General features: G+C 71.0%; 20 protein-coding genes and 1 tRNA gene. 8 read left to right on the top strand and 13 right to left on the bottom strand.

The features are described from left to right. Positions 1-35: 35 nt before the first annotated feature. Positions 36-845 (bottom strand): DeoR/GlpR family DNA-binding transcription regulator, encoded by an 810-nt coding sequence (locus tag DEO23_RS03720; RefSeq protein ID WP_109274619.1) that lies wholly within the window; start codon positions 843-845, stop codon positions 36-38. 162 nt (positions 846-1,007) lie between these two features. Between DEO23_RS03720 and DEO23_RS03715 the strand changes: the two genes are divergently transcribed. Continuing rightward, on the top strand, positions 1,008-1,184 hold the full coding sequence (locus DEO23_RS03715; protein ID WP_109274618.1) for an antitoxin: 177 nt from the start codon (positions 1,008-1,010) through the stop codon (positions 1,182-1,184). A gap of 133 nt (positions 1,185-1,317) precedes the next feature. Here DEO23_RS03715 and DEO23_RS03710 read toward each other — a convergent pair whose 3' ends face one another. Further along, positions 1,318-2,124, bottom strand: coding sequence for a nitrilase-related carbon-nitrogen hydrolase (locus tag DEO23_RS03710; protein WP_205678829.1), 807 nt, complete (start codon positions 2,122-2,124; stop codon positions 1,318-1,320). Positions 2,125-2,193: 69 nt separating this feature from the next. Here DEO23_RS03710 and DEO23_RS03705 point away from each other — a divergent pair. Next, positions 2,194-2,266, top strand: a tRNA-Arg gene (locus DEO23_RS03705). 79 nt (positions 2,267-2,345) lie between these two features. Here DEO23_RS03705 and DEO23_RS03700 read toward each other — a convergent pair. The 6 genes from DEO23_RS03700 to sucC form a co-directional block, all read right to left on the bottom strand. Next, positions 2,346-2,666, bottom strand: coding sequence for a hypothetical protein (locus DEO23_RS03700; RefSeq protein WP_109274617.1), 321 nt, complete (start codon positions 2,664-2,666; stop codon positions 2,346-2,348). Between the two features lie 439 nt (positions 2,667-3,105). After that, positions 3,106-3,939, bottom strand: a complete 834-nt coding sequence (locus DEO23_RS03695; protein WP_109274616.1) for a hypothetical protein — start codon at positions 3,937-3,939, stop codon at positions 3,106-3,108. Between the two features lie 192 nt (positions 3,940-4,131). Beyond that, positions 4,132-5,169, bottom strand: coding sequence for a C40 family peptidase (locus DEO23_RS03690; RefSeq protein WP_165831707.1), 1,038 nt, complete (start codon positions 5,167-5,169; stop codon positions 4,132-4,134). A 193-nt stretch (positions 5,170-5,362) separates the two neighbouring features. Next, positions 5,363-6,091, bottom strand: a complete 729-nt coding sequence (locus tag DEO23_RS16480) for a metal-dependent transcriptional regulator (protein ID WP_109274614.1) — start codon at positions 6,089-6,091, stop codon at positions 5,363-5,365. A 202-nt stretch (positions 6,092-6,293) separates the two neighbouring features. Next, positions 6,294-7,184 carry a succinate--CoA ligase subunit alpha gene (gene sucD / locus DEO23_RS03680; protein ID WP_109274613.1) on the bottom strand — a complete coding sequence of 297 codons (891 nt, stop codon included), beginning with the start codon at positions 7,182-7,184 and terminating at the stop codon, positions 6,294-6,296. A 9-nt stretch (positions 7,185-7,193) separates the two neighbouring features. Next, a complete protein-coding gene (sucC, locus tag DEO23_RS03675) occupies positions 7,194-8,363 on the bottom strand; it encodes an ADP-forming succinate--CoA ligase subunit beta (RefSeq protein ID WP_109274612.1) in 1,170 nt (389 codons plus the stop codon). 126 nt (positions 8,364-8,489) lie between these two features. Between sucC and DEO23_RS03670 the strand changes: the two genes are divergently transcribed. From DEO23_RS03670 to DEO23_RS03660, 3 genes are all read left to right on the top strand, one after another. Further along, positions 8,490-8,759 (top strand): hypothetical protein, encoded by a 270-nt coding sequence (locus DEO23_RS03670; protein WP_109274825.1) that lies wholly within the window; start codon positions 8,490-8,492, stop codon positions 8,757-8,759. 15 nt (positions 8,760-8,774) lie between these two features. Continuing rightward, positions 8,775-9,347: a hypothetical protein gene (locus DEO23_RS03665; protein ID WP_205678827.1), complete on the top strand. Its 573-nt coding sequence runs from the start codon at positions 8,775-8,777 to the stop codon at positions 9,345-9,347. 104 nt (positions 9,348-9,451) lie between these two features. Beyond that, a complete protein-coding gene (locus DEO23_RS03660; protein WP_240613190.1) occupies positions 9,452-10,723 on the top strand; it encodes a YncE family protein in 1,272 nt (423 codons plus the stop codon). A 20-nt stretch (positions 10,724-10,743) separates the two neighbouring features. On the opposite strand, the gene DEO23_RS03655 is transcribed toward DEO23_RS03660, so the two are convergent. Next, positions 10,744-11,334 (bottom strand): TetR/AcrR family transcriptional regulator, encoded by a 591-nt coding sequence (locus DEO23_RS03655; RefSeq protein WP_109274611.1) that lies wholly within the window; start codon positions 11,332-11,334, stop codon positions 10,744-10,746. A gap of 28 nt (positions 11,335-11,362) precedes the next feature. On the opposite strand from DEO23_RS03655, the gene DEO23_RS03650 reads away from it, so the two are divergent. Continuing rightward, positions 11,363-11,950, top strand: a complete 588-nt coding sequence (locus DEO23_RS03650) for a hypothetical protein (RefSeq protein ID WP_133249829.1) — start codon at positions 11,363-11,365, stop codon at positions 11,948-11,950. Positions 11,951-12,031: 81 nt separating this feature from the next. Here the strand turns inward: DEO23_RS03650 and DEO23_RS03645 are convergent, their stop codons facing one another. Further along, on the bottom strand, positions 12,032-14,665 hold the full coding sequence (locus DEO23_RS03645) for a UvrD-helicase domain-containing protein (protein WP_109274609.1): 2,634 nt from the start codon (positions 14,663-14,665) through the stop codon (positions 12,032-12,034). A gap of 113 nt (positions 14,666-14,778) precedes the next feature. Between DEO23_RS03645 and DEO23_RS03640 the strand changes: the two genes are divergently transcribed. Further along, on the top strand, positions 14,779-15,915 hold the full coding sequence (locus tag DEO23_RS03640; protein WP_109274608.1) for a lysylphosphatidylglycerol synthase domain-containing protein: 1,137 nt from the start codon (positions 14,779-14,781) through the stop codon (positions 15,913-15,915). Positions 15,916-16,052: 137 nt separating this feature from the next. On the opposite strand, the gene DEO23_RS03635 is transcribed toward DEO23_RS03640, so the two are convergent. Next, positions 16,053-16,253, bottom strand: a complete 201-nt coding sequence (locus DEO23_RS03635) for a BldC family transcriptional regulator (RefSeq protein WP_109274607.1) — start codon at positions 16,251-16,253, stop codon at positions 16,053-16,055. 425 nt (positions 16,254-16,678) lie between these two features. Here DEO23_RS03635 and DEO23_RS03630 point away from each other — a divergent pair, with 425 nt between their 5' ends. After that, positions 16,679-16,882, top strand: a complete 204-nt coding sequence (locus DEO23_RS03630; RefSeq protein ID WP_109274606.1) for a DUF3073 domain-containing protein — start codon at positions 16,679-16,681, stop codon at positions 16,880-16,882. A gap of 94 nt (positions 16,883-16,976) precedes the next feature. Here the strand turns inward: DEO23_RS03630 and purM are convergent, their stop codons facing one another. Both purM and purF read right to left on the bottom strand, forming a co-directional pair. Further along, on the bottom strand, positions 16,977-18,122 hold the full coding sequence (purM, locus tag DEO23_RS03625; protein ID WP_109274605.1) for a phosphoribosylformylglycinamidine cyclo-ligase: 1,146 nt from the start codon (positions 18,120-18,122) through the stop codon (positions 16,977-16,979). Then, complete coding sequence (gene purF / locus DEO23_RS03620; RefSeq protein WP_109274604.1) at positions 18,119-19,651, bottom strand: amidophosphoribosyltransferase; 1,533 nt, start codon at positions 19,649-19,651, stop codon at positions 18,119-18,121. Before purF ends, purM begins: the two co-directional genes overlap by 4 nt. Positions 19,652-19,663 lie beyond the last annotated feature (12 nt).

The following is a 19,663-nucleotide window of genomic DNA, read 5'->3' as shown; positions in this document are numbered from 1 at the left end:
GCGCGACAGGGCGCGCGCCGTTCCCGGACGGGACCTCAGACCTCGTGGAGCCGCACCTCGTGCTCGGCGAGATGCTCCCGCAGGGGCTCTGCGACCCCACCGGCGATCACCAGGTCCGTGAGCGCGGCGACCGGGCAGATGCCCGCGAGCGCGCGCAGGCCGAACTTGTCGGCCGTGGCGAGGCCGACGACCCGCCGCGAGTGGCCGATCATCGTGCGCGTGACCCCTGCCTCCGCATCCGAGTTGCAGGTCAGCCCGGCATCGACGTCCAGGCCGATCATGCCCACGAACATCGTGTCCAACCAGAGGTCCCGCATGGTGGCGGTGGCGAGCGGCCCGGTGAGCTCGAAGGAGTAGGGCTCTGCGACCCCGCCGAGCACCACTGTGCGCACCGCCGGCCGCAGGACGGCCTCGGTCGCGATGTTCAGGGCCGCGCAGACGACGGTCATGCCGGGGGCGCCGTCGCGGGAGTCGATGTCGGGGCGGGAGACGGCGCGGCGAGCGGTGGCCGTCGTCGTCCGCCCGCCGTTGAAGCCCACGATCTGGCCCGGACGCACGAGCGCTGCCGCCGCGGCAGCGACCCGCTCGCGGTCGGCCGCGGCGTCGTCGTTGTCCCGCGGCGTGGTGGCCAGCGAGTAGGCGACGTCGATCGCGACGATGCCGCCGTGGGTGCGGCGGCCGAGCTGGGCGCGCTCCATCTCCACGAAGTCGCGGCGCACGGTCGACTCGCTGATCCCGAGCTCACGGGCGACCTCGGTGACGCTCAGGCTGCGGTGCTGGGCGAGCATCGCGAGCACACGGTCCCAGCGCCCACTCCTGTCCTTGGGGCGTTCGATCGAATCCATGCACACATCATGCCTGTTGCTGGCCGGTTCTCGCCGCAAGTGCGCGCGAACCGTCAGATATGGCGGAGTGTGGACGGATTCTTTGCGATCGGTGGCGACTCCCTTCTAGCGTGAGCTGTGTCGCTCCGACCGGAGCGAGTCAGCCGACGAAAGGAGCTCCTCATGGGCCTCAACGACGCTTTCGACAAGGGCAAGGACTTCGCATCCGAGCACTCGGATCAGGTCGAGAAGGGCATCGACGGCGCCTCGGACAAGGCGCAGGACGCTGCCCCCGATCAGTTCGACGACGCGATCGGTAAGGGCGCCGACCAGGCGAAGGACGGCCTCGGCAACCTCTGAGACCGCTCCACGGCCGATCGGCCGTCACGACGGCGCCGGACCTTCGGGTCCGGCGCCGTTCGTCTGTCCGCATGCTGCCCGTCCGCACAACAGCACACAGTGCCCCTCGTGCCGCCCCTGGGCTCAGGTCGGATCAAGCCCGCGGGATCGACGGGCGCCCCTCGAGCACCGGCAGGGTTCGACGCACCTCGGCGACGGAGCCGACGTCCAGGTCGACCCGCAGGATCTGCTCCCCGTCGCGCGCATGCGCGATCACCTCACCCAGCGCCGAGACGGCCACGGTTCCGCCGACCCCGCGAGGGGCCTTCCCCTCGTGGTCCCGGGGCGCGATCTGGTCCGCGGCCACCAGCAGACTGGTGGAGTCCAGGGCCCGGGCGCGCTGCAGCACCCGCAGCTGCTCCGACTTGCCGGGGCCGGCGCCCCAGGCCATCGGGACCGCGATGACGTCCGCTCCCCCACGCGCGAGAGCCACGAACTGCTCGGGGAAGCGGATGTCGTAGCAGGTCGCGAGCGCGACGGTGGTGCCTTCGACCTCGATCAGCGCCAACTCCTCCCCCGGTGCGATGGTCCGTGACTCATCCGCCCCGAAGGCGTCGTAGAGGTGGATCTTCCGGTAGTCGCGGTGCACGTCGGGGCCACGGGCGATCAGCGTGTTGTGCACGCGCCCGTCGTCGGCGGCCTCGAAGGATCCGGCGACCACGACCACGCCGGCCTCCTCGGCCACCGCGGTCAGCGCCTCGTCGAGCGCGGCCGCGTGCACACGCGCCGCAGCACCCAGATCGGTGCCGAAGGGGGCGAGGGTCGCCTCGGGCAGGACGACGAGACGGGCACCCGAGGCGATGCCCTCCTCGAGGGCTGCGACCGCCCGTTCGCGGGCCCGGTCAGGCTCCTCGTCCACGACGATCTGAGCCAGGGCGACGGGCAGGGTGGAGGTGCTCACTCCCCGATCCTGTCACGCAGGGCGGGAGCGGCCCAGGGTGCTCCGTACCGTAGGATGGTCGGCGGTTCCGCCCCCGTAGCTCAGGGGATAGAGCACCGCTCTCCTAAAGCGGGTGTCGCGCGTTCGAATCGCGCCGGGGGCACCGATGACCACGCAGTTCGGCGATCGCGAAGAACGCCCCTGCATCCTCGGAGGAAGCAGGGGCGTTCGCCGTGCGGGCGTCAGCAGGAGACGAGTCCGTCGAACCGTCCTGAAGGGTCTCTCCAGCTGTGCTCCTGACCCGGCGCCAGCGTGGCGCACGGCAAGTCGGGCCCGAAGGCCATGACGACCTTGTAGCGCTGGTAGTTGCCGCATGCGTTGTGGACGATGACGTCGTCGTACTCGTTGGACCAGGCCCAGACGCACTGCGGGACGTCCTTGGTGGACGGACCGTCGTCAGCCGACGCCGTCGGGGCGGCCGTCGCCGGCAGTGCAGCGCCCATCGTGAGGACTGCTGCGGCCAGGGCCAGACCGATCTTGGCGGGTGAGAGTTTCGCGTGCATGAGTGTCACTTCCATCGGTGGTGGACTGTCTGTGGCGCGCGTCCCGCTCAACGTAGCCTCCCCCGATCCCGGGTTGAACCCTTTCAGCGTCAGTTCATCCCCTGGGAGGAGACCCGTCATCGTGCTTCGGGACGAGGCCCGATATCGTGGCGAGCATGAGCCGGGACGGTCTACGCCTGCTGTGGGCGAAGGTGACAGTGCGACCGGTGGTGTTCGCGGGGCTCCTATGGCTGTGGTGGCCCGGCGAGCGGCTCCTGCACTCGTGGATCAGCCAGGTCTGCTGCTCGTCCTGGTCCTGGCAGCTCTCTGGATCCGGCGTCAGACCGCCGATGTGCACGCTCTCGTCGCTGCGTATCGGGACCCGGTTGCGCAGAGCTGGGACGCGCAGGAGTCACCGGAGGCTCGTCGGTCCGAGTGATCCCGTCCGACTGCGGGCGGGCTACCGCCGGGGCCGACGGTCCACACCCAGCAGCACCGCACCGATCACGATCACGACGGCACCGATACCGGTCATCACGATGGCGCGGGGCGCGATGTCGGCGCTGAAGCGGGCCTCGAATCCCTGCACGATCGGTCCCAGGAACTCCGAGCCGTCCACGGACCCGGGCACGATCGCACCGATCCCCGCAGCGAGCAGGAGCCCGATGCCCCCGGCGACGAGGGTCGCGATCCCGGCGCCCACCAGCGCGGAGCGCCGACGGGAGGCGATCAGCAGGGCGAGCAGGATCAGCCCGATCATGGTCGGCAGCGCCCAGCTCGCGTACGGCAGCGCCTCGGCCGCTCCCCGCAGGACCGGGAGATCCGGGATGGTCGTCAGCGTCACCGTCGGATGATCGGGCCGCGGCAGCGTCAGGCCGAAGGGCAGCTTGTCCTCGATCGGGTCGACGATCGCGTCTACCGCCGGGGAGAGGTCGACCTCGACCGTCGAGTCACCCTGGGCGAAGAGACCGTCGTGGAGGGATCCCATCGTCGTGTCCCACATCTGCTGGTAGCTGCTCGTCGTGGTGAACGAGGCAGCCTGCTCCTGGGCGACGGGGGTCACCGACTCGCGGGCCGCATCGGGGATCATCCCGTTGCCCAGCACCTGATCGATGGCGGCGTCGCTGAGCGCGTCCTGGGTCGAGGAGTCCTCCCCCAGCGGCTCGGCGACCGCGAGGAAGCCCTCGCGCTCGACCACGTTGTGCTGCAGCCAGGTGCCCGGCAACCATGCCGTCCCGACCACGGCGGCCAGCACGAGCAGCAGGCCGGCGGCCAGCTGACGCAGAGCACTCATCGCTGTTCCTCTCTCGATCCCGACATCGTCGGCACCAGGGCGCACTCCCCCGTCGGCCGATGACCACCGACAGCCTGCCACGCCGGGCTGTGGATCCGCCGGAGGGACCTCGACCCGGCCGGACGTGGGGTGGATGCAGGTCGGCCCCGCACTCCGGGAGTGCGGGGCCGACCTGCGATCGCGGGGGAGGGATCAGTGGGTGTAGGTGTGGAACGTCCAGTTGCCCGAGTAGATGTGGCGGTAGGTCGTGTCCACGCGCGGGTTGCCCGCGTCGATCATCATGTCACCGCCCATGTAGATGCCGACGTGGCCGGGCTTGCGGATGATGTCGCCGGGGCGGGCCTCGGACTTGGAGATCGTGCGACCGGCCGCGGCCTGCGCCGAGTCGGTGCGGGGGATGCTGATCCCGTTCTGGGCGTAGACCCACTGGGTGAAGCCCGAGCAGTCCCAGCCGCTGGTGCTGGTGCCGCCGAAGACGTACGGGGTGCCGATACCGGTCTGCGCGGTGCCGGCGAGCCCGCTGCCCGACGCGCTCGAGGAGGCGGGAGCGTCGGAGGAGGAGGACTCCGAGGGCTTCTTCTTGGCGGGCTTCGAGGAGGTCGAGGTCGAGGTCGAGGACGAGCTCGCGGACTCACCGGTGGAGCGGCTGGAGTGCGAGGAGCCGGCGGTGCTCGAGGACTGCCCACGCGAGCTGTGCGAGGAGGAGGCCTGCTCAGTGCCCTGGTCCTGCTGCTCCGTGCTCTCCTGCTGCGCGCTCTGCTGCTCGTCGCCCTGGGCCCGCTGGCTCTGGCCGCCCTGCTCGCTGCGCTCCTGGGAGTCGGCGGTGTCCTCGGAGGACGCCTGCTGCTCCTGCTCGCGCTGCTCCTGCGCCTTCTTCTCCTGGCGCTCCTGCTCCTTCTGCTCCCGGATCTGCTCCCCGGAGACCACGTTCATGGAGCCGGAGACCTTCGCGCTCTTCAGGCTCTCCGGGGAAACGTCCTTGGACTTCTCGAGAGTCTTCAGCGTGGTCGACGTGGCGGCCGGCGCCGGGAGCTTCGCGGGTGCCTCGCCACCGGCTGCGACACCGTTGGCGGTGCCGGCCTCGGTGGAGCCGTCGGCCGAGGCGACAGCGGAGCCGCCGAACAGCATGGTGGCGGCGATCGCGGCACCGGCAGCGGTGCGTCCGGCGCGGGCGGCGGGCGTCACCGGGCGCATGGCTCGGCGGTGCGTGTTCATCGCAGTCTTCGACACGTAAGGGCTCCCCTGTGCCTCCGCACAGGCGGAGAATTCGGCTTCGTCATCGGATGGCCGGCCGGGGCGCTGCGCGCCGGACCCGGTGGCCCGTGCCGACCCCTCCGGAATACGGCACGGGCTCGACTCTAAGGAGCCGAGCCCGTGCTCGATGCCGATCCTGGGAAGGTCTGGGGAAGACCTTGCCGACTCTTTACTCGGCCCTCGCAGGCGTGACGACCAGCTGGCCGGCGGTCTCCTCGTCGACGATCACCGGCTCCTGGCCACCGCCGGTCAGACGGAAGCCCGCAGGATCCCGCTCCGCGCGGAAGGTCTTTCCTGGGAGGATCCCGTGACCTGCGAGATCCCGCAGGAGCTCGACATGGGTCTGAGCGGTCTCCCCGATCCTGCGCAGCCGCAGCTCGAGGGAGCCGGAGCCGCCCAGAGCGCGGTCGAGGGTGCCGTGCCAGCTTGCCGAGTCTTGACCTTCGGCAGTGACGCCGGTCTCGTCGCCGACGTCGATGCCGAGCTCGGGCAGGCCCGGGATCGGGTTGCCGTAGGGGTCGACGAACGGTGCGGAGATCTGCTGGGCGATGCGCTCCTCGACCTCGCGGCTCATCACGTGCTCCCAGCGGCAGGCTTCCTCGTGGACGAGCTCGAAGGGCAGACCCACCTGCTCGATCAGGTGACGCTCGGCCAGACGGTGCTTGCGCATCACGTCCGTGGCGATCGACTGCCCCTTCTCGGTCAGCATGATCCTGCGCTCGTCGTCCAGGTGCAGGAGGTCGTCGCGCTCCATGCGCGCCACGGTCTGGGAGACCGTGGGGCCGGAATGCCCGAGACGATCGGCGATCCTCGCGCGCATCGGAGGGATGCCCGCCTCATGCAGTTCGAACACCGTCTTGAGATACATCTCGGTGGTGTCGACCAGATCGCTGCTCATGCGTGCTGCTCCATCTCTCGCTCGGGTGGCGGCCGTCGGGCGCGACGTGCTCGGATCGTCCTCACGCACTCGCGCCGCCGATGCCCTCTACCGTACCTGTTCGTACCGACGTCACCGGCGTGTTCGTCCGAGGCCGAAGACGGCGGACAGGCGGACACCCGAGGGTGCCCGCCCGTCCGCCGTCGGTGGAGGTCCCGGCTGATCAGGCCGCGCCGCCGACGATCTCGCGCATGAGATCGGCGGCCTCGGTCGGCGTCTTGCCGACCTTCACGCCCGCGGCCTCGAGGGCCTCCTTCTTCGCCTGCGCGGTGCCGGCGGAGCCGGAGACGATCGCGCCCGCGTGCCCCATGGTCTTGCCCTCGGGGGCGGTGAAGCCCGCGACGTAGCCGACCACCGGCTTGGACATGTTGTCCTTGATGTACGCGGCGGCCCGCTCCTCGGCGTCGCCGCCGATCTCGCCGATCATCACCACGCCCACCGTGTCGGGGTCGTTCTCGAACGCCTCGAGCGCGTCGATGTGGGTGGTGCCGATGACCGGATCGCCGCCGATGCCGATGCACGTGGTGAAGCCGAGGTCGGCCAGCTCGTACATCATCTGGTAGGTCAGCGTGCCGGACTTCGAGACCAGGCCCAGCTTGCCGGGACCGGTGATGTTGGCCGGGGTGATACCCGCGTTGGACTTCCCGGGGCTGATCAGGCCCGGGCAGTTGGGGCCGATGATGCGCGTGGTCCCCTTGCCCTTGGCGTAGTTGAAGAACTCGGCCGAGTCCTTGACCGGGATGCCCTCGGTGATCACCACGAGCAGCGGCATCTCGGCGTCGATCGCCTCGATCGCCGCGGACTTGGCGAACTTCGGGGGCACGAAGACCACCGAGACGTTGGCGCCGGTGGCCTCCATGGCCTCGGCGACGGACCCGAAGACGGGGACCTCGTGGCCACCTTCGAAGGACACGCTCTGCCCGGCCTTGCGGGGGTTCACGCCTCCGACCACGTTGGTGCCGGAATCGAGCATGCGCTGGGAGTGCTTCATGCCCTCCGAGCCCGTCATGCCCTGGACGATGACCTTGCTGTTCTCATCGAGGAAGATCGACATGACGGTCCCTCACTTTCCTGCGGCGGCGAGCTCGGCGACCTTGGCCGCACCGCCGTCCATCGTGTCGGCCAGAGTGACGAGCGGGTGGGCGGCGTCCGCGAGGATCTTCCGCCCTTCCTCGACGTTGTTGCCGTCGAGACGGACGACCAGCGGCTTGGTCGCGGCATCGCCCAGCTTCTCCAGGGCGCCCACGATCCCGTTGGCCACCGCGTCGCACGCGGTGATGCCGCCGAAGACGTTCACGAAGACCGCGGATACCTGCTCGTCACCGAGGATCACGTCGAGTCCGTTGGCCATCACCTCGGCGCTCGCGCCACCGCCGATGTCCAGGAAGTTCGCGGGCTTGACCGAGTGCTTCTCACCGGCGTACGCGACGACGTCCAGGGTCGACATGACCAGACCCGCGCCGTTGCCGATGATCCCGACCTCGCCGTCGAGCTTGACGTAGTTGAGGTCGAGCGCCTTGGCCTTGGCCTCCAGCGGGTCCTCGGCCTTGGTGTCGACGAGGCCCTCGTGGTCCTCGTGCCGGAACGAGGCGTTGTCGTCCAGCGTGACCTTGCCGTCCAGGGCGACGATCTCGCCCGAGCCGGTCTGCACGAGCGGGTTGACCTCGACGAGGGTGGCGTCCTCCTCGCGGTAGACGTCCCAGAGCTTCTGCAGGACGGGGACCACCTTCGCGCCGGTCTCGGCGTCGAAGCCCGCGGTCTCGACGATGGTCTTCGCGGTGGCCTCGTCGATGCCGGTGTTGGGATCCACGGCCACGCGCGCGAGCGCCTCCGGGCGCTCGACGGCGAGCTGCTCGATCTCCATGCCTCCCTCGACGGAGCACATGGCGAGGTAGTTGCGGTTCGCACGGTCCAGCAGCAGCGAGAAGTAGTACTCGGAGGCGATGTCGGCGCCTCCGGCGATCATCACGCGGTGGACCGTGTGGCCCTTGATGTCCATCCCGAGGATCTCGGAGGCCTTCTGCTCGGCCTCCTCGGGGGACTTCGCGATCTTCACACCGCCGGCCTTGCCACGGCCGCCGACCTTCACCTGGGCCTTGACGACCACCACCGGTGTCCCGATGGTCTCGGCGGCCTCCCTGGCCGCCTGGGGGTCCTCCGCGACGATCCCGGGGAGCACGGGGACGCCGTGCTTCTCGAAGAGATCGCGGGCCTGGTACTCGAACAGGTCCACGGATGTCCGTCCTTCCGTTGTCGTAGGCGGGCGGCGGACCCTCGTCGGTCCTCGAACCACCCCTCGAACGCCTCCACCATATCGCCGTGCACCCCGGTGCCCGCACCGCGCGGCTACGCTGTGACGGTGGCCCCACCAAGACGTCGTCTCACCCGCCGGATCCGCGACCAGGTCGGCTTCAGCCTGGTCGCCGTCCTGGTGCTGTTCCTGGTGCTCCGGGTGTTCGGCGTCCGCTCGTCGGTCGCGGGCCTGGTGCTGTCGGTCGCGCTCACGATCGCGCTGAACGTGGGCCTGTCCTACATCGGCGAGCGCAGGGCCGAGCACGCCCGTCGGCGCCCTCCCCGCGACCGGGACGGGGATCGCGGGGACATCCGCTGGCGCGACGACGATCGCTGAGGCGCGGGAGGAACCATGAGCAGCTGGAAGACGTACGCGCGAGCGGCCCGCAACACCGCCCGGCGCCAGGCACCCGATCTCTCGCGGCAGGCGCGCGATTCCGTGCGCCGCTCCTCGCAGCGCGCCGGGGACTATGCCCGCGCCGCCGGGCGGGCCGCCGAGGGCGGCACCCGCGACTCACGCCGGCATCTGCGCGAGCGCGGGGTGCGCTACCGCCGGGACGCGGCGGCCTACACGGAGGTCACCCGACGTCACCTCAAGCGGGCACGGATCGGGCAGCGACTGCTCGCCGCCCTGCGCGACGCGCTCATCATGGGTGCCTCGATCGGCGTGATCTGGTTCGTCGTCACCCGCACCGGGGTGCAGATCCCCATCACCGCTGTGCTCATCGTGGTGCTGCTGCTGATGGTGCTGCGCTTCGGCTGGGCCCTGTTCGCAGGACTCGGCGGCGAGGACGAGGCCGATGAGGCGGAGGAGACGACGAGCGAGGCACGCGAGCGCGAGTACGACCCCTCGGACCAGGCCGGACGCCGCAGGTCCGAGGAGCTCGAGCGGGTGCGGGACCGGGGCACGGGCCGAGGGCGATGACCCCGGGGCGCCGGAGTGCGACGAGGCTCGCCGGACGACATGCGAGACGGGATCCGACGGGCGGTGTCGGCCGTTCGCCCCTGATCCCCCTGCTGGCGATCCTGGTGTGTCTCGCCCTGGTCGCCGCGCTCACCCTGGTCGCCCTCCGACGCACGGGCATCCTGGACGGCGATTCGACCTCCGCCGGCGAGGACGACGGCACGAGGGCCGGCGCCACGCCCGCCTGGGCCGAGGACCTGCCCTGGGCGCAGTCCGCCGAGCTCGACGTCCCCTCCGCGCAGACCCGCATGGGTGATCGGCACCGGATCACCGGGGACATCACTCCGAAATCCGTGGTCAGCAACGGCCATGGACTGGTGATCGCGAACAACATGCTCTACGCCCACTCGGTGACCGTCTACGACGCCGCCGACCGCGACCTGCACGCGACGGTCGAGGACACCGTGCAGATGGACGATCTGGGCTTCCCCGACTACCCGGGGGCCTCGCAGGGGGCGCCGGTGGAGGCCGACTGGACCTCGGACGGGCGCTACGCCTACGTCTCGCAGTACCAGATGAAGGGCGAGGGGCACGGCGCCTCCGGCAACGACGACTGCCGCAACGGTGAGAAGACGGGGCGCAGCGCGCTGCTGCGTCTGGACACCGCCACGATGAGCTGGGACCAGGCGATCGAGGTGGGACGCGTGCCCAAGTACGTCGCCATCTCGCCGGACCAGTCCTCCGCGCTGGTCTCCAACTGGTGCGACAAGACGGTCTCCGTCGTCGACCTGGCGAAGGGCGAGGTGACCAAGGAGATCGACGTCGACTCGGCCCCGCGCGGCATCGTGATCCTGCCCGACGACAACACCGCCTACGTCACGGCGATGTACGCCGATGAGCTGTTCCGCATCGACGTCGACAAGGGCACCAGCGAACTGGTGCGCGACACCGGCCGCAAGCCCCGCCACCTCGTCCTCTCCCCCGACGGCACCCGCATGTACCTCACCGAGGCCGGCTCAGACCGGCTGCTCGAGATGGATGCGAGGACCGGGGAGGTGCTGCGCCAGGTCGACACCGGGCGCGAACCGCGTTCGATGGACATCTCCCCCGACGGCACTGCGCTGTACGTCGTGAACTACTACGAGGACTCGGTCTCGAAGTTCGACGTCGAGACGCTCTCGGAGGTCCAGCGCGAGAAGGTCGGGCGCAACCCGGTGGGGGTCGCCTACGAGCCGACGACGGCGAGCGTGTGGGTCGCGAACTACGCCGGCAGCATCGACGTCCTGGACGACTCCCGGCCCGGCGACACGGACTCGGGCTCGAGGAAGAGCTCGGGCGGGAGCTTCGGGCGGCCCTCGGGGCAGAGCTCCGACGAGAGCGCCGCACGGGATTCCTGACGGGCATCGCCCGCCCCGGCCTAGTCCGGACGGACCTCGAGCCGCGCGATCGCGAGGGACGCCGCGACCACGGCGTCGTCCAACCAGGGCGGCATCTCCCGCCCGATGAAGGGACGAGTGATCCCGTAGGGGGACTGCCGGATCGCGACCGAGAGCACCTCGAGCCTGGCGTCGGCCTCTGCTCCGTACGCGCGCTGCGCGAGATCGACCTGGGCCTCGTCGATCGCGTCGTTGACGCCGCGGGCGTCCTCCCGCAGGGAGGCGGGCCCCGCCTCGAGGAGGCGAGCCCTGCTGAACAGCAGCATCGACCGGGCCTGGGCGGGGTGACGCCGACAGAAGTCGGGGACGCAGCGCGCGCTCGCGGCGATCGCCGCCCAGGGATCGGGCAGGGCCATCGCCTCCAGCAGGTCCTCGTGGAAGCGGCCGATGGACCGCAGCCACAGTCGGCCCAGGAGCTCCTCCCGGGAGGCGAAGCGGTGATAGATCGATCCGCTCGGGCCCTCGATCGCGCGGGCGATGTCGGCGATGGTGAGCGAGGGGCCGATGGACAGGAGAGCGCGGGCGGCTCCGTCGAGGATGTCGTCCGCGGTGAAGCGTGCGGGTCTTGCCATGCCGGGAATCCTAGTGCAGTATCAGAGCATGCGTTCTGGAACAGCGTCTCTATTTAGTCTCGGGGCAGTCGACCGCAGCGTGCAGCCCTGGGCGCGGACGGCCACCTGGCTGTGCCTGCTGCTCCCCCTGCCCTCAGTGCTCTGGCGGGTGCTCATGCTCAGCGGTGTGGACGTCGGCTTCGCCGATGCCCCGCTGTTCCGCGGCAGCGCCGAGGCGGTGCGGTACGTGATCGGCCTCGACCTGGTCGAGATCATCGTGGGGCTGGCCTGCCTGGGGCTCGCCATGCGCTGGGGCGAGAGGGTCCCGGGATTCGTGCCGGGCGCCGGCGGGCGCGTGATCCCGCGCTGGCTGCCCACCGCCATCGGGACCGCCGGCGTGCTGACGATGCTCGCCATCTGGGCCTCGCTGATCGTCTCGCTGGCGACCACGTGGCTGGGCCTGCGCACGGGATGGACCCCCGATCGCGGGATGGGAGCCGGGGACCGTGCCCTGCTGCTGGTCTGCTACGTCCCGTTCCTGCTCTGGCCGCTCGCGATCATCGCCGCCCTGATCGGGTACTGGCGCCGTCGCACCCCGCTCGACGCCCGAGCGACCTCCGCGACACGAGCGGCGTGAGCAGCACGCACTGGAACGGCACGCACTGTAACGGCACGCGCGGGAGCCACGGAAGCGTCCGCGGGTGCCCCCGAGAGCAGCTCAGAGCTTGGTGAGCGGGGCGTAGCGCAGCAACAGGCGCTTGGTGCCGTGCGGAGCCTTGAACTGGACCTCGACCTGGGTCTTCTCGTCCTGCCCGGCGACCTCGGTGACCGTCCCCATCCCGAAGCTGTCGTGGGTGACGCGGTCGCCGACCGCGAAGGACGGCATGTCGACCGCGGAGCGCGCCGCACGCCCCGAGCCGAAGGAGGGCCGGGAGACGTCCCGGCGGCCACCGGCGGTGCCGCCGCTGAACGAGGGTCCTCGCGAGGAGCCGCCGCCGTAGCCACCACCTCCGTGGCCTCCGCCGCCGTAGCCGCGCCCGGACCCGCCGTAGCCGACCCCGGACAGGGACGAGCCGGCGCGGGCCACGTCGAGGACGCCCTCGGGGATCTCGTCGAGGAACCGGCTGCCGGGGAAGAACTGCGGGGCGCCCCAGGTGGCGCGCATCTGCGCACGCGTCAGGTAGAGCTTCTCCCGCGCACGGGTGATGCCAACGTAAGCCAGTCGCCGCTCCTCCTCGAGCTGCTCGGGGTCGGCGAGGGTGCGCTGATGGGGGAAGGTGCCGTCCTCGAGCCCGGTGAGGAAGACGACCGGGAACTCGAGCCCCTTGGCGGTGTGCAGCGTCATCAGGGTGACGAACTGGTCCTCGCCGCCGGGGATCTGGTCGGCGTCGGCGACCAGGGAGACCTTCTCGAGGAACTGGTCGAGCATGGGCGCCTCGGGATCGTCGGTCGCGGGCAGGGCGGAGCCGTCCTCCCCGTCGCCGGCGTTCTCCTCCGTCTCCTCGAACTCGCTCGCCGCCGCGGCGCCGGCCTCGGCCTCGGCCTCGAACTCGCTCGCCACCCCCACCAGCTCCGCGAGGTTCTCCAGGCGGGACTCGTCCTGCGGGTCGTCGCTGCCCTGCAGCTCGGCGTAGTAGCCCGAGCGCTGCAGGATCTGCTCGACCAGCTCGGCGGGGCCGGTCCCCTGCTCGTACAGCTCGCGGAGGTCGTCGAGCATCGACACGAAGCCGCGCACCGACTTCAGGGAGCGGGTGGCGATGCCCGGAGCCTCCTCGGCCCGGCGCAGCGCATCGCCGAAGCTGATGCGGTCCTGCTCCGCCAGCAGGGCGATGGCCGCCTCGGCGCGGTCGCCGATGCCGCGCTTGGGCACGTTGAGGATGCGGCGCAGGTTGATCTCGTCGTCGGGATTGGCGACGACCTGCAGGTAGGCGACGGCGTCCTTGATCTCGCGACGCTCGTAGAAGCGGGTGCCGCCCACCACGCGGTAGGGCAGGCCCACCCGGATCAGCTGGTCCTCGAGGGCACGTGACTGCGCGTTGGCGCGATAGAAGATCGCGATGTCGCTGGCCCGCCGGCCGCCGTCGACCAGGGCGTCGATCTGCCGGCCGATGTAGCGTGCCTCGGCCTGCTCGTCGTCGGCGACGTAGAGGGTGACCTTCTCGCCCTCGCCGTGGTCCGTCCACAGGTTCTTCTTGCGCCGCCCCTGGTTCTCCTCGATCACCGCGTTGGCCGCGCTGAGCACGTTCTGGGTGGAGCGGTAGTTCTGCTCCAGGACGATCGTGCGCGCCGAGGGGTAGTCCTGCTCGAACTCGACGATGTTGCGGATGGTGGCGCCGCGGAAGGCGTAGATCGACTGGTCGGAGTCGCCGACCACGGTGAGGTCGGCGCGGGGGTCCTCGCCCACCAGCTCCCTCACCAGGGAGTACTGGGCGTGGTTGGTGTCCTGGTACTCGTCCACGAGCACGTGGCGGAAGCGCCGACGGTAGCTCTCGCGCACCGCAGGGTTCTCCCGCATCAGCGTGACGGTCAGGCCGATGAGGTCGTCGAAGTCCACGGCGTTGGCCTGGCGCAGACGCTCGGTGTAGGCGGTGTAGACCTGCGCGATGGACTTCTCGAACGGGTTCTTGGCGGTCTCGGCCTCGTCCGCGTAGTCGATCGGATCGACGAGCTCGTTCTTCAGCGAGCTGACCTTCGAGGCGATGCCCCGCGGCGGGTTCTTCTTGGTGTCGAGCCCGAAGTCCTTGGCGATGTTCGTGATCAGCCGCAGGGAATCGGCCGAGTCGTAGATGGTGAACGAGCTCTTCAGCCCGACGGCCGCGTGCTCGCGGCGCAGGATCCGCACGCACGCCGAGTGGAAGGTCGAGACCCACATGCCGCGACCGGCGGGGCCCACGAGCTCCTCGACCCTCTCGCGCATCTCTGCGGCGGCCTTGTTGGTGAAGGTGATCGCGAGGATCTCCCCGGGCAGCGCCTCACCGGTGCGCAGCAGGTGCGCGATGCGGCGGGTGAGGACTCGGGTCTTGCCCGATCCCGCACCCGCGACGATCAGCAGGGGGCTGCCGCGGTGCTCGACCGCCTCGCGCTGGGGCGGGTTCAGCCCGTCCACGAGATCGCTCGCGTCCGCGGGGCCGCTGGGCGCCCACGCGGTGGGGCCCCAGGCACTCGGAGCAGGGCGCTCGTCGTGTTCCGGCGGCGGCTCCTCCTCGGGCGGGGGCGCGTCGTCCTCCGGCGGGGGTGCGTCGTCCTCCGGCGGCGGCGCCATCGAGTCGTCGGGCGCGCCGGGCTCGACCCGGACCCCGCTGAGCGCGCGGAAGGAGTCGGGCAGGGACATGTCGTCGAACAGAGAGCTCATGGCCCACTCAGGATAGGCGGAGAGCCGGACGTCCCGCGCCCCCGCCCCTCGGCGCGGGGACACCCGCCCCGTGAGCGGTCCCGGATCCCCCGGCGCATGGGAGAATCCCGAGCATGGCGCGCACCGACCCGGACCACGACCCGAGGGTCCCGGATCCCCCTGCAGGCGGTGCGGACGCCCTGCTCGCCGGCGCACTCGGGCTCACGCGCACCCCGCGTCCCACGCGCTCCCGCCTCCTGATCGCTGCCGCTTCAGTGCTGCTGCTGACACTGCTGCTGCTCTGGCTCCTCCCCCGTGCCCTGGACCTCGATCTCCCCCGGATCGGGACGACCCTGGCCTCGGTGCCCGGCACGGTGCTGCTGCTCGCGGTCGCGCTCGGGGCTCTCTCGGTCCTGCTCGAGGGAGCAGCGGCTCGCGCCGTGCTTCCCGGAGCCCCCGTGGCCCCCACCCTCCGGGCACAGGCGGCGGCCGGTGCGACTGCCCTGGTGATCCCGGGAGGCTCCCTGCTGGGGATCGCGATCGTGGCGACCACCCTGCGCCGTCGGCGTGTGCCCACGCGTACCGTCGCGAGCGGCATCGCAGCCTTCTCCCTGACCGACGTCCTGTTCAGCGGGGTGGCCATACCGCTCCTGGCGCTGCTCGCCTACGGGCTCCTGGGCCGCGACCACGATCTCCCCGGCTCGGTGGGAGCGGTCGTGCTGGGGCTGCTCGGCGTGCTGGCGACACTCGCGGCGGGGGTCCTCGTGCTCCATCGCCCGTCGGCGGTCCGTGTCCTCGACGCCCTGGGGCCGACGATCACCTCGGTGCTCGAGATGACGGGACGCGGCGGCGGGAGCGCAGCCGGCGGGAGTGCGGACGGCGGTGCGCCCGCCACCGCTGCCCTCGAGGTCCGCGACCGTGTGGCCGGCCTCCTGGCCCGACGCTGGGCAGGCGTCCTGATCCCTCTGCTGCTGGGACGGGCGGCGCAGTTCGCCGTGCTGGTGATCACGCTCCGCTCCCTCGGCGCGGACGTGGGGCTCCTGCCCCTCCTGGGCGTGTTCCTGGTCGGGCGCGCCGTCTCCCTGGTGCCGGTGACCCCTGGCGGTGGCGGACTCACCGAGACGGCGCTCGCCCTGCTCCTGGTCTCCCTGGGGACCGCGCCGGCGACGGCGGCCGCGGCCTCCCTCGTGCTGGGTGCGAGCGCCCTCGTGGTCCCCGTCGTCCTGGGGGCCGCGCTCGGACTCCGGGAACTGGCGACGCGCCGACGCTGAGCGCGGACCCGGGGACGAGGCCGGGTCCGGGCGGACGATGCTGCGCACAGTACGACGGCCCGCGATCCGTGTGGATCGCGGGCCGTCGGACCAGGCGCGCCTGTCAGCGCAGGGGACTCCCGGGGGCGGTGAAGGCCTCAGTTGGCGTCTTCACCGGTGCTCTCGGTCAGGAGCCGCTCGACCTCCTCGCGCCTGTAGCGACGATGTCCGCCGAGCGTGCGCAGCGGCGAGAGCTTGCCGGACTGCGCCCAACGGGTCACTGTCTTGGGGTCGACCCGGAACAACCGGGCGACCTCTGCCGGGGTGAGCAGCGCCGTGTACGCCGACGAGCTCTCCATCGAGTGCTGTTCAATCGTTGCAGCCATTGGGGGGGTCCCCTTTCTCTGGGTGCTTGGGGCCAAGGTTGCACATCTATCGTAGCAAGACGGACAGAGCAGACGACACGGACGAAAGTTCCAATACCGACTGGAAACTTTCATGCCAGGGCCCTTCGCACCGCCCCCTACAGGCACTAAAGGACGAAAATCGGACATGACGGGGGTGTTCGCTCGTACGGGCGCCGGAGCCCCGGCGAGACTTCGCGTCCCGAGCACGATCGGCGCGTCGGCGGCGTCACAGGAACCCCGCAGTACGCCGTGGGCGTTGCTCACACCACTCCCGTCGGTTGGCTGGCGACGCCGATTGCGATGTAGGATCGGGTTCCGAAACATTGCCATCGTCCGGGCTCGCGCGCCCGCCAGCCGACGCACAGGGGGTCAGATCCATGGGTCGTGGCCGACAGAAAGCCAAGCAGACCAAGGTGGCACGGGACCTCAAGTACTACAGCCCGCCGACGGACCTCTCCGCCCTCCAGCGCGAGCTGCAGTCGCACCAGTCGGCCGACACCGAGCACGACGGCCCCGAGGACGACGAGGCCACGGACTGGGCCGAGGACGGCTCCACCTCGACGGCTGCGAACCGCCACTGAGAAGCACCGGGCCGATCGGCCCCGCATACTCCCTGTGAAGAGGGCGACCCCGAGGGGTCGCCCTCTTCACGTGCACGGGCAGGATTCCAGGCCCTCAGGCCCAGCCCTCGTGCGTGCCGGTGAGCAGGACCTCTCCCCCGTCGACGCCCTTCGCCCCGGACACGAGCACGTCGCGGTCCGTGACGCCCGGCGCCTCGGCGCTCTCGAGCACCTCGCCGATGACACGGCTCGGCAGGCCTCGTCCCCGCAGGTGCTCGAGGGTGGCGTCGACCCGCTCGGCGGAGACGGCGGCGACCATCCCGATGCCCATGTTCAGCGTCGCCTCGAGATCGTGGAGCGGCACGCCTCCCCAGGCGGCGACGCGCTCGAAGACCGGGGCCGGCTGCCAGCTGCCGCGATCCACCCGTGCGGTGACACCCTCGGGCAGCACGCGCGCGAGGTTCGCGGCGAGCCCGCCGCCGGTGACGTGGCTGAGGGCGTGCAGCCCCTTCCCCGCGGACGAGTCGAGCAGGGAGAGCAGGTCCCCGGTGTAGATGCGGGTGGGCTCGAGCAGCTCCTCCCCCAGCGTCCGGCCGAGCTCGGGGACCTCCGTGTCCAGTCCGAGGCCCTGGGCCTCGATCACCGCGCGCACCAGGGAGTAGCCGTTGGAATGCAGGCCCGAGGAGTCCATGCCGATGATCGCATCACCGGGGCGCACGCGGTGGGCACCCAGCATCGCGGAGGCCTCGACCACGCCGACGGCCGCGCCCGCGACGTCGTAGTCCTCGGCGGCCATCAGTCCGGGGTGCTCGGCGGTCTCGCCGCCCACGAGCGCACAGCCCGCCATCCGGCAGCCCTCGGCGATGCCGCGGACGATGTCGGCCACCCGCTCGGGCACGACCTTCCCGCAGGCGATGTAGTCGGTCATGGCCAGCGGCCTCGCCCCGACCACGATGATGTCGTCGACCACCATGCCCACGAGGTCCTGGCCGATGGTGTCGTGGACGTCGAGGGCGCGGGCGATCGCGATCTTGGTGCCGACGCCGTCGGTCGAGGAGGCCAGCAGCGGGCGCTCGTAGGTCTTGAGGGCGCTGACGTCGAGCAGCCCGGCGAAGGCCCCCACTCCACCGAGCACCTCGGGGCCGTGGGTCGCGGCGACCGCGGCCTTCATCAGGTCGACGGCCTTGTCTCCGGCGGCGGTGTCGACGCCGGCCTCGGCGTAGGTCAGGGCGGGCGCGGGGCTCGGCGAGGTGGAGGTCATGCGGTCGCGGTCTCCTGGCGGACGGGGGCGTGGGACGCGTCAGAGAGGGCCGCGCGCTGGTCGTCGCGGCGTGCCTCCAGGACGCTCTTGCCCAGGACGGTGGGGTCAGGGAGGGGCACGGGGTACTCGCCGCTGAAGCACGCGGTGCACAGGGCCTCGCGGGGCTGCTCGGTGGCTGCGACCATCCCGTCCTCGGAGATGTACCCGAGGGAGTCGGCACCCAGCGAACGGGCGATCTCCTCGGGGCCGAGACCGTTGGCGATCAGCTCCGCGCGGCTGGCGAAATCGATGCCGTAGTAGCAGGGCCACCGCACCGGCGGCGAGGAGATCCGCACATGGACCTCCGCGGCACCGGCCTCGCGCAGCATCCGCACCACCTGGCGCTGGGTGTTGCCCCGCACCACGGAGTCGTCGATCACCACGAGCCGCTTGCCGGCGATGATCTCCTTCAACGGGTTGAGCTTCAGGCGGATCCCCAGCTGACGGATGGTCTGGCTGGGCTGGATGAAGGTGCGGCCCACATAGGCGTTCTTGACCATGCCCTGGCCGTAGGGGATGCCGGACTCCTGCGCGTAGCCGATCGCCGCCGGCGTGCCGGACTCGGGGGTCGGGATCACCAGGTCCGCCTCGACGGGGTGCTCGCGGGCCAGCTGGCGACCCATCTCGACCCGCGAGGCGTTCACGCTGCGGCCGGCGATCTCGGTGTCGGGCCGGGCGAGGTAGACGTACTCGAAGACGCAGCCCTTCGGTCGCGGCTCGAGCACCTGCTGGCTGCGCAGGCCCTGGGCGTCGATCGTGATCATCTCGCCCGGGGCGACCTCGCGCACGAAGCTCGCACCGCAGATGTCCAGGGCCGCCGTCTCGGAGGCGACCACCCAGCCGCGCTCGAGTCGGCCGAGCACGAGGGGACGGATCCCCTGCGGATCGCGGGCGGCGTACAGGGTGTCCTCGTCCATGAGGGTGAAGCAGTAGGCGCCGCGCAGATGCCCCATCAGCTCGCGCAGCGCGTCCTCGAGCGAGTCACCGTTGTCCAGGAGCGCGGTGACCAGGGCGGTGTCGGTCGTGTTCCCGCGCGAGATCTCGCCCTTGTCCGGGTTGCGACCGCCGTTGCGCTCGAGCAGCAGGTCCACGAGCTCACCGGTGTTGACGAGGTTGCCGTTGTGGGCGAGGGCGACGGTCCCGTCGGGCCGCGGGCCGAGCGTGGGCTGCGCGTTCGACCAGAACGAGCCTCCGGTCGTCGAATAGCGCGCGTGCCCGACGGCGATGTGCCCGGTCAGGGAGCTCAGGGCAGACTCGTCGAAGACCTGGGAGACCAGGCCCATGTCCTTGTACACCATGATCTGCTCGCCGTCGCTCGCAGCGATGCCCGCGGACTCCTGTCCGCGGTGCTGCAGGGCGTACAGACCGTAGTAGGTGAGCTTGGCGACCTCCTCGCCGGGGGCGAAGACGCCGAAGACCCCACAGGAGTCCTGGGGCCCCTTCTCACCGGGGAGCAGATCGTGCGAGAGCATTCCGTCACCGCGTGCCACGGCCCGATCATC

Origin of the sequence: Brachybacterium endophyticum (genome assembly GCF_003130585.1) — a bacterium.
Lineage (GTDB): Bacteria > Actinomycetota > Actinomycetes > Actinomycetales > Dermabacteraceae > Brachybacterium > Brachybacterium endophyticum.
Note: the sequence above shows the minus strand (reverse complement) of the source record. Positions and strands in the feature narration are given on the sequence as shown.